Source organism: Herbiconiux sp. VKM Ac-1786, assembly GCF_015350805.1.
Taxonomy (GTDB): Bacteria; Actinomycetota; Actinomycetes; order Actinomycetales; family Microbacteriaceae; genus Herbiconiux.
Map to the genome: position 1 here is coordinate 1,569,474 of NZ_JADKSG010000002.1, position 8,412 is coordinate 1,577,885.

6 protein-coding genes are annotated in these 8,412 nt (G+C 72.5%); 1 reads left to right on the forward strand and 5 read right to left on the reverse strand.

Annotated elements, in window-relative coordinates:
- Positions 1-25: 25 nt before the first annotated feature.
- Together ITJ64_RS18425 and ITJ64_RS18430 are read right to left on the reverse strand one after the other, a co-directional pair.
- Entirely contained in the window at positions 26-760 is a 735-nt protein-coding gene (locus ITJ64_RS18425; RefSeq protein ID WP_194682104.1) for a helix-turn-helix domain-containing protein, read from the reverse strand.
- 2 nt (positions 761-762) lie between these two features.
- The gene (locus ITJ64_RS18430) at positions 763-1,944 is read right to left on the reverse strand and encodes an adenosylhomocysteinase (protein ID WP_194682105.1); all 1,182 of its coding nucleotides are present in this window, start codon (positions 1,942-1,944) and stop codon (positions 763-765) included.
- A 46-nt stretch (positions 1,945-1,990) separates the two neighbouring features.
- Here ITJ64_RS18430 and ITJ64_RS18435 point away from each other — a divergent pair, with 46 nt between their 5' ends.
- Entirely contained in the window at positions 1,991-2,971 is a 981-nt protein-coding gene (locus ITJ64_RS18435) for a nucleoside hydrolase (protein WP_194682106.1), read from the forward strand.
- Positions 2,972-3,063: 92 nt separating this feature from the next.
- Here ITJ64_RS18435 and ITJ64_RS18440 read toward each other — a convergent pair whose 3' ends face one another.
- From ITJ64_RS18440 to ITJ64_RS19055, 3 genes are all read right to left on the reverse strand, one after another.
- Positions 3,064-3,582: a DinB family protein gene (locus ITJ64_RS18440; RefSeq protein ID WP_194682107.1), complete on the reverse strand. Its 519-nt coding sequence runs from the start codon at positions 3,580-3,582 to the stop codon at positions 3,064-3,066.
- A 103-nt stretch (positions 3,583-3,685) separates the two neighbouring features.
- Positions 3,686-4,705 (reverse strand): HAD-IIA family hydrolase, encoded by a 1,020-nt coding sequence (locus ITJ64_RS18445; RefSeq protein ID WP_370545263.1) that lies wholly within the window; start codon positions 4,703-4,705, stop codon positions 3,686-3,688.
- Positions 4,689-6,965, reverse strand: coding sequence for a hypothetical protein (locus ITJ64_RS19055; RefSeq protein ID WP_228508743.1), 2,277 nt, complete (start codon positions 6,963-6,965; stop codon positions 4,689-4,691). Before ITJ64_RS19055 ends, ITJ64_RS18445 begins: the two co-directional genes overlap by 17 nt.
- Positions 6,966-8,412 lie beyond the last annotated feature (1,447 nt).

Below are 8,412 nucleotides of genomic sequence, written 5' to 3' on the forward strand. Positions count from 1 at the left end.
CTGAGCGCCTGAGCTCCCTCGGGGCTCAGAGCCCGAGGCCGGCCGAGATCTCCGCGGCGGCCCGGGCGGCGGCTTCCCGCACCCGCTCGGCGGGCACCGCGCTGTAGCTCGTCGCCACGTACGGCACCGTCAGCGCCGCCACCGCCTCGCCCGACCCCCCCAGCACCGGGAACACCACGTCCGTGATCGACCCCCGCACCGCATCCGCCCGCTCGAGAAAACCGCGCTCCCGGATGCCCGCCAGCACCCCGGCGCCCCCCTCCGCCGCGCGGCCCGCGAACGCCCGCAGCACGGCCCCGGTCGCGGTCTTCTCCACCGAGAACGTCGCCCCGACCCGCACCCGGAAGCCGAAGTCCCCCGGCGACTCCGCCTGCGCCACCACCCGCACCCGGTCGACGTCGAGCACGCTCAGGTTGCACGACTGCCCGGTCTCGTCGGCCAGCCGCCGCATCGGCGCGAGCGCGGCCGCGGTCAGCGCCCGCAGCGGCTCCTGCCGGTGCGCCAGGTCGAACAGCCGCAGCGACAGCGAGTACAGCCCCGTCTGCCGCTCCCGGAAGAGGTACCCCCGCCGCTCGAGCGTCGTCAGCACCCGGAAGATCTGACTCGGCGACCGCTCCACGGCCGCCGCGATCTCGACCTGGCTCATCCCCTCGAGCCGCCCGGCCAGCACCTCGAGGATGTCGAGCGCCTTGTCCAGCGCCGGCACCGCGTACTCGGGCCCCTTCGCCGCGGGCTCGGTGCCGGCAGAGGTATCGCTCACCGTCACTCCGCGGCGTTGAGGGCGGCGAGCATCCGCCGGGCGATCGTGCGATCGATGTCGTCGGGAACCGGCTGCGCCCCCGCGACGAGCCCCGCCGCATCCGTGGCGACCCGCTCGAGCGAGAGGGTCTGCAGCAGGAAGCCGAGGTCCATCGACTCGAGCGAGTTGCCCTTCGGCTCGCGGCCGGCGAGGTTGAACATCCGCCCGCCCGCCAGCAGCACGACGTGCCGCCCGTTCGGCAGGTCGATGCGCTCGACGGCCTCGATGATCTCGCGGCTGCCGACCGCGGCGGCCCGCAGCCCGGCGACGTCGATCTCCCAGGGGAAGTGACCGCAGTTGCCGAGCACCGCCCCGTCCTGCATGAGCTCGATCGCCTCGAGCGGCAGAACGTCGGGGTGCCCGGTCGCGGTGATGAACACGTCACCCCACGGGGCGAGCGCGAGCGCATCCGACACCCGGAACCCGTCGAGCGCCGCCTCGAACGCCTTCAGCTCGTCGATCTCGACCACGGCGACCTTGCCGCCGAGCGCCCGCAGGTAGTGCGCGACCCCGCGGCCGCACCAGCCGTAGCCGAACACGACGAAGCGGCGCCCCGGCACCATCAGGTTCGTGATGCGCATGAAGCTCTCGATCACCGACTGACCCACCGCGTGCTTGTTCTCGCCGATGGCCTTCAGCAGGCTGTCGTTGATCACGATCATCGGGAACGGCACGGCCCCGGCGAGCTCACCCCGCAACCGGTCGCCGCCCGAGGTGGTCTCCTCGGTGCCGCCGATCAGGCTCGCCGCGGCGCCCCGAGCGACCACCCCGGCCGCGAGGTCGCCGCCGTTGTCGAGCAGCATGTCGGGCTCGGCGTCGAGCACGCGCAGCACGTTGGAGTGGTGCTCCTCGAGGGTGTCGTCGCGGCGCCCGAAGAGCGTCATGCCGAGGGTCTGCAGGTAGGCCACGACGTCGTCCTGGGTGGAGCCGTGGTTGCCCGTGCCCACGATCTCCGCGCCGCCGGCGGCGAGGGTCTCGAGCAGCACGGCCGTCTTCGGCTCGATGTGCAGCGACATGCCGATGCGGTGGCCCGCGAACGGCCGGGTCTTCGCGAGGTCTTCGCGGGCCTGGGCGAGCAGCGGCATCCGCGAGCGGATCCAGTCGACGCGCGCAGCTCCGTGCGCAGCAAGGTCGGTGTCAGTCATGGCGCGAGTATTGCACAGATGAACGCGCATTTCATATATGCTCAGGATGCTCGTCCCGCCCGATCCCGAGGAGACCCCTGTGCCGAAGAAGATCATCCTCGACTGCGACCCCGGTCACGACGACGCCATCGCGCTGCTCCTGGCGCACGGCAGCCCCGAGATCGAGCTGCTCGCCGTCACGACGGTCGTCGGCAACCAGACCCTGGAGAAGGTCACCCGCAACGCCCTCTCGGTGGCCCGGGTCGCCGGCATCACCGGCGTTCCCTTCGCCGCCGGCTGCGCCCGCCCGCTCGTCCGCACCGTCGAGGTCGCGCCCGACATCCACGGCGAGTCGGGCCTCGACGGGCCCGTGCTGCCCGCGCCGATGATCGAGCTCGACGAGCGGCACGCCGTCGACCTCATCATCGACACGATCATGGCCGAGGAGCCCGGCACCGTCACCCTCGTGCCCACCGGCGGCCTGACCAACATCGCGATGGCCGCCCGCAAGGAGCCGCGCATCGTGCCGCGCGTGAAGGAGGTCGTGCTGATGGGCGGCGGCTACCACGTGGGCAACTGGAGCGCGACGAGCGAGTTCAACATCATCATCGACCCCGAGGCCGCGCACATCGTCTTCAACGAGTCGTGGCCGCTCACCATGGTCGGGCTCGATCTGACCCACCAGGCGCTGGCGACGCCCGAGGTGCGGGAGCGCATCCGGGCCATCGACACCGCGCCGGCCCGTTTCGTGGAGGAGCTGCTGCAGTTCTTCGCCGGAACCTATCTCGAGGCGCAGGGCTTCCTGCACCCGCCCGTGCACGACCCGTGCGCGGTCGCGCGCGTGATCGACCCCGACGTGATGACGGCCCGCCGCGTGCCGCTCGACGTCGAGCTCTCGGGCACGCTGACGCTCGGCATGACCGTCGCCGACTTCCGCTCCCCCGCGCCGGAGGACTGCACCACCCAGGTCGCCGTCGACCTCGACCACGAGCGCTTCTGGTCGCTCATCGTCGACGCACTCGAGCGCATCGGCGACCCGGAGGCCTGACGGCACGCCGACCCCGCCGCAGCTCTGCTCGGCCGGCTCTACTCGGCTCGCTCAGTTCGGCCGGCTCGGCGCGCCCCGCGCAGCTCGGCGGCTCAGCCCCGCACGTCGTGCAGGTGATGCACCGGGTCGTGGATGAAGTACTGCGCCAGCGTCTCCACCGTGAACGCCGACCCGTCGCTCCGCAGCCCCCGCCTCCCCCAGGCGTCGTCGGGAACCGCCTCGAGCGCCCGCGCCATGGTCTCGGCGGCCTCGGTGAGCTCGCGCGAGACCACCGCCGGGTCCTGCTCGGCGTAGCGATCCTCGAGCGCCGTGGCGTCCTGGTCCCAGTTGGCGAACGCCGGCTCGTCCTGCTCGAGCATCAGCGCCAGCCGCCCGTCGAAGACACGGAACACGTCCCGCACGTGCGCCGCGTACTCCAGCGCCGACCAGGTGCCCTCGTCGGGCCGCTCCCGCACATCGTCGCGCTCGAGCACGACGGGCCAGGCCGCCGCGTTCTCGCGCAGAAGCCGCGGCACCTCCCGCGCCGCCGTCGCCGAGGAGTCGAAGCCGCAGTCGGGGCACTCGCGCTCGAGCACCCACGTCCAGTTCTTGGTGTCAGGGATGATCGCCATGCCCCGAGCGTAGGGCCGGCCTCCGACACCGCTCCAACGCCCGACGGTCACCTGCCGCCGCATTCCTGCCACGCTGCGGGTGCCGCCCGACGGTCAGGCCAGGTCAGCTGTACAGCGCGGGATCGACGTCGAGCACGTGGATCGACTTGCCCGAGCCCCAGATCGCCGCGCATCCGGCCCTCAGCAGGTCGACCGGTCGATCGCCGGCCTTCTCGACCCGCACGACGTGCCCCTTCATCGTGACGACGCTGGAGCCGACGGTGGTCTCGACGCCGTCCTTCGAGGTGCGCGCCACCGGATACGGCTCGAACAGCTGCCGCAGATCGTCGAGGATGAAGTCGGGCCGCGAATCCTTCGGCGCCGCCAGCAGCTGCTTCGCGCGATCGATGCCGGTCAGCACGTGGATCGCCCGCAGCCCCGCCCGCTTCGCCCCCAGCGTGTCGGTGTCGAGCCGATCGCCGATGAACGCCGCGTTCTGCGCCGAGAACCGCTCGGCCGCCACCTCGAAGATCGTGGTCTCGGGCTTGCCGGCCACCACGGGCAGCCGCCCGACGGCGGTGTGCACGGCCGACACGAGCGTGCCATTGCCGGGTGCGATGCCGCGAGCCACCGGGATCGTCCAGTCGGTGTTCGTGGCGACCCACTGCACCGCCGGATCGTGCAGCGCGAACGCCGCCTCGGCCAGCTGCGTCCACCCGACCTCGGGCGCGAACCCCTGCACGACGGCGGCCGGCGCGTCCTCGGCCGACCGCGTCACGACGAACCCGGCCTTCTCGACCTCGGAGCTCAGCCCGACCCCGCCCACCACGAGCACGGTCGACCCGGGCTCGATCAGCGTGCGCATCACGCGCATGGCGGCCTGCGGCGACGTCACGACGTCCTCGGCGGCGACGGCCAGCCCGAACTCGCTCAGGTGCCCGGCGACCTGCGCGTCGGTGCGCGAGGCGTTGTTCGTGATGTACCCGACCCGCAGCCCCTCGGCCGCCACCCGGTTCAGCGCGTCGACTGCGAACGGAATCGCCCCGGCCCCCTGATACACGACCCCGTCGAGGTCGGCCAGCACGGCATCGACCCCTTCGAGCGGATGCACGACCTCCCCCTTGGCCCTACCGAACAGCCCCACGGCCACCCTCCCCGCCCGCGCCACCGTCGGCGCCACCCGCGCCACCGTCGGCGCCACCCGCGCCACCGTCAGCCGCGTCGGCACCCGTAGCGGCCGCACCCGCATCCGCCACCGGAGCCTTCGCCCCGGCCGCACGCTTCGCCGCCACCGGAGCCTTCGCCCCGGCCGCACGCTTCGCCGCCACCGGAGCCTTCGCCCCGGCCGCACGCTTCGCCCTCGCCGGCGCTTCCGCCTCACCCGCACCCGCGTCGGCCGCCTCGGCCTTCACCGCGGCCGCGGCTTTCGCCTTGGCCGGGACTTTCGCCGCGGCCGGAGCCTTCGCCTTGGCCGGAGCCTTGGCCTTCGCCGGCGCCTTCGCCGGCGCCTTCGCCGCGGCCGGAACCTTCGCCTTCACCGGTGTCTCCACTTCGGCCGCAGCCTCCACCTCGGCGGGCTCTCTGGCCTCCGCGGGCTCCTTGGCCTCGGCGGGCACCTTCGCCTCGGCGGGCACCCTGGCCTTGGCCGGCGCCTTCGCCCTGGCCGGAGCCTTCACCGCGACCGCAGCCTCCACGTCGGTGGGAGCCTCCGCGTCAACGGGGGCCTTCGCCTTGACGCCGGCCTTCGCCTTGGCCGGAGCCGTCACCTCGGCCGGAGCTTTCGCCTCAATCGGAGCCACCACCTCGGCGTCGGTTTCCACCGCAGACGAAGTCTTCGCCTTGGCGGGCGCCTTCGCCCTGGCAGGGGCCTTCGCTGTCGCAAGGGCCTTCGCTTCGGCTGAAGCCTCCACCTCGACCGGGGCGTTCACCTCAGCGGGAGCTTCCGCCTCGGCAGGAGCCTTTGTCTTTGCGGGTGCCTTCGCCTTGGCCGGCGCCTTCGTCTTCGCGGGCGCCTTCGCCTTGGCCGGCGCTTTCGCCTTCGCAGGCGCCTGTGGCTCCACGTCCGCCGTCGGCTGCGCATCGGCTGACGGGGTTATCGGGGACTCCGCCTCGGCGTCGGGGGCGACCTCGGCATCGGTCGGCTTCGCTGTGGCGCGGGTGCGCGCTTTCAAGGGCGCTTCGACCGAGACCGGCTCGGCGCCGTCGTCAGTCGATGAAGCCGCCAGCTCGGAGGCGGCGGCCTTCTTCTGGGCCGCAGTCGAACGCTTCGCGGGAGCCTTCGCGGCGGGCGGCGCTTCCACGGCCGCGTCCACAGCCGCTTCCGAGGGCGCATCTTCCACGGCAGTCGCCGACACAGGGTCGACCGCCGGAGTGGCCTCCTTCGGCTTCGTGGTCCGCTTCGCCTTCGCCGGAGCGACCGGCTCGGCCGAGGCACCGGTGTCGCCGGCCGGGGCGTCTTGGGGTGCGACGTCCTCGCCGGGCTGGTCCTCTGCGAGAGCATCATCCGTCGAGTCGCCGGGCATGCCGTCCGCGTGAGCAATACCCTGGCGGTCGACGGCGTCAGGCTGATCGTCGAGGTCGTCATCGTCGAGGTCGTCGGCGAGGCCCTCCGGGTCGAAGTCGTCGTCGGCGAGGTCCGCGTCATCCGAGATGTCGGCGGCGGGAGCACCCGTCTCCTCGTCGTCGAGAGCGTCGGAGCCGATGTGGGAGGTGAGATCGTCGAAGTCTTCGAAGACCTCGATCGTATCGTCTTCACCGTCACCGTCGAGGGCCGCCGCGGCGACCTCGGCACGGCGGCGCCAGGTGGCGGCGTCGTCCTCGCGTCCGAGCTCCGTGAGCACCTCGGCGTACGCGTCGAAGAGGGCGGGGCTGTACGAGTACGCCACGTCGGGGTTCAGCTGCGGGATTTCGAGCTCGCCCAGGGCGGCATCCGTCTGACCGAGGTCGAGTCGGGCGCCCGACATCGCGATCGCCACGGCGACCTGCGCCGGCACCGAGAGCGTCGAGCGTTCGATCGCCCGTCCCTCGTCGAGACCGCGCTCGGGGCGGCTCATGCCGCGCTCGCTGTCGATCATCAGGGCGAGCTGCTCGTTGGATCCGGAGATGCGCCGGTAGGTGCGCAGCTCCCGCAGCGCCAGCGCGTAGTCGCCGGTGCTGTAGGCCGTGATGGCGAGGGTCTCGCGCACGACGGCGATCCGGCCGGCGCGACGGCCGGCCGAGATGGCGTGCTGGTGCGCCAGCTCGGGGTCGTCGACGATCAACCGAGCGGCCATCGCCAGGTGGCGTGCGACCTCGTCGGCGTTCTCCTTGTTCAGCGTCTTGAGCTCGTTGCGAGCGACCTTGTCGAGGTCGCGCGGCGTGACGTCGAAGGGGATCTCGGGGTCGTCGTGGCGGGTGCGCACCATGCGCAGCTCCTTGGCCAGACGCTCTTCCTCGGTCAGCTCCGGGCGTTCGAACCTGGATGCGCCCGCGTCACCACGCGCCGGCTGCCCGTCGCGGGTCCAGAGCCGCCGCTCCCCGTCGCCGCCCGGGCGCCCGCCATCGCGGCGCGGTCGTTCACCGCCCCGATCCGGACGGTCACCCCCACGGCCCCGATCCGACCCGTACGACGGGCGATCCCCGCCCCGCGAAGGCCGGTCCGAGTTGTAGGACGGACGGTCGCTGCTGCGCTGCGGCCGGTCACCCGAGGAGGGACGATCGGAGTTCCAGCGCGGACGGTCGCCATCCCGCTGGGGACGCTCGCCACCACGCGCCGGCCGATCCGAGTTGTACGACGGACGGTCGCCACCACGCGCTGGGCGATCGGAGTCGTACGAGGGACGATCACCACCACGCGCCGGCCGATCCGAGTTGTACGAGGGACGGTCACCACCGCGCGCCGGCCGATCCGAGTTGTACGACGGCCGGTCGCCGCCACGAGCGGGGCGATCGGAGTTGTAGGAGGGGCGGTCGCCCGAGGAAGGACGGTCGGAGTTCCAGCGCGGACGGTCGCCGTCCCGCTGGGGACGGTCGCCACCACGAGCGGGGCGGTCCGAGTTGTACGAAGGACGGTCGCCGCCACGAGCGGGGCGATCGGAGTTGTAGGAGGGGCGGTCGCCGCTGCGCTGCGGCCGGTCACCCGAGGAAGGACGGTCGGAGTTCCACCGCGGGCGGTCACCATCTCGCTGGGGACGGTCGCCCCCACGAGCGGGGCGGTCGGAGTTGTACGAGGGACGGTCGCCACCACGCGACGGGCGATCGGAGTTGTACGAGGGACGATCGCCGCTGCGCTGCGGGCGGTCACCCGAGGACGGGCGGTCGGAGTTCCAGCGCGGGCGGTCGCCGTCGCGCTGCGGGCGGTCGCCACTACGAGCGGGACGGTCCGAGTTGTACGAGGGACGGTCGCCACCGCGTGAGGGCCGGTCGGAGTTGTACGAGGGGCGGTCGCCGCTGCGCTGCGGGCGGTCGCCGTCGCGGGACGGACGGTCCGAACCGCGGAAAGGGCGGTCCCCGTCGCGAGGCGGACGGGCGCCGTCGCGGGGAGGACGGGCGCCGTCACGCGCGGGCCGGTCGGAGTTCGAGGACGAGCGAGAGGAGCGGTCGGGGCCGGAGCTGCTGTCGCGGCGGCCCGTGAAGGGGCGCGAGCCGGTGTCCTTGCGCGGGGGTCGACGGTCGCCGTTGTTCCGCTGCTCGTCGTCGGATTCGCTCACGATGGCCCCCTTGGGATCTCTGTCGTTCTCAGTGTGGTGTTGTGGTGATGTTAAAGCGAAATGGCCACCCATCGCTGGGTGGCCATTTCTCAAAGTATGTCCGGCGGTGTCCTACTCTCCCACAAGGTCCCCCTTGCAGTACCATCGGCGCTGAGAGTCTTAG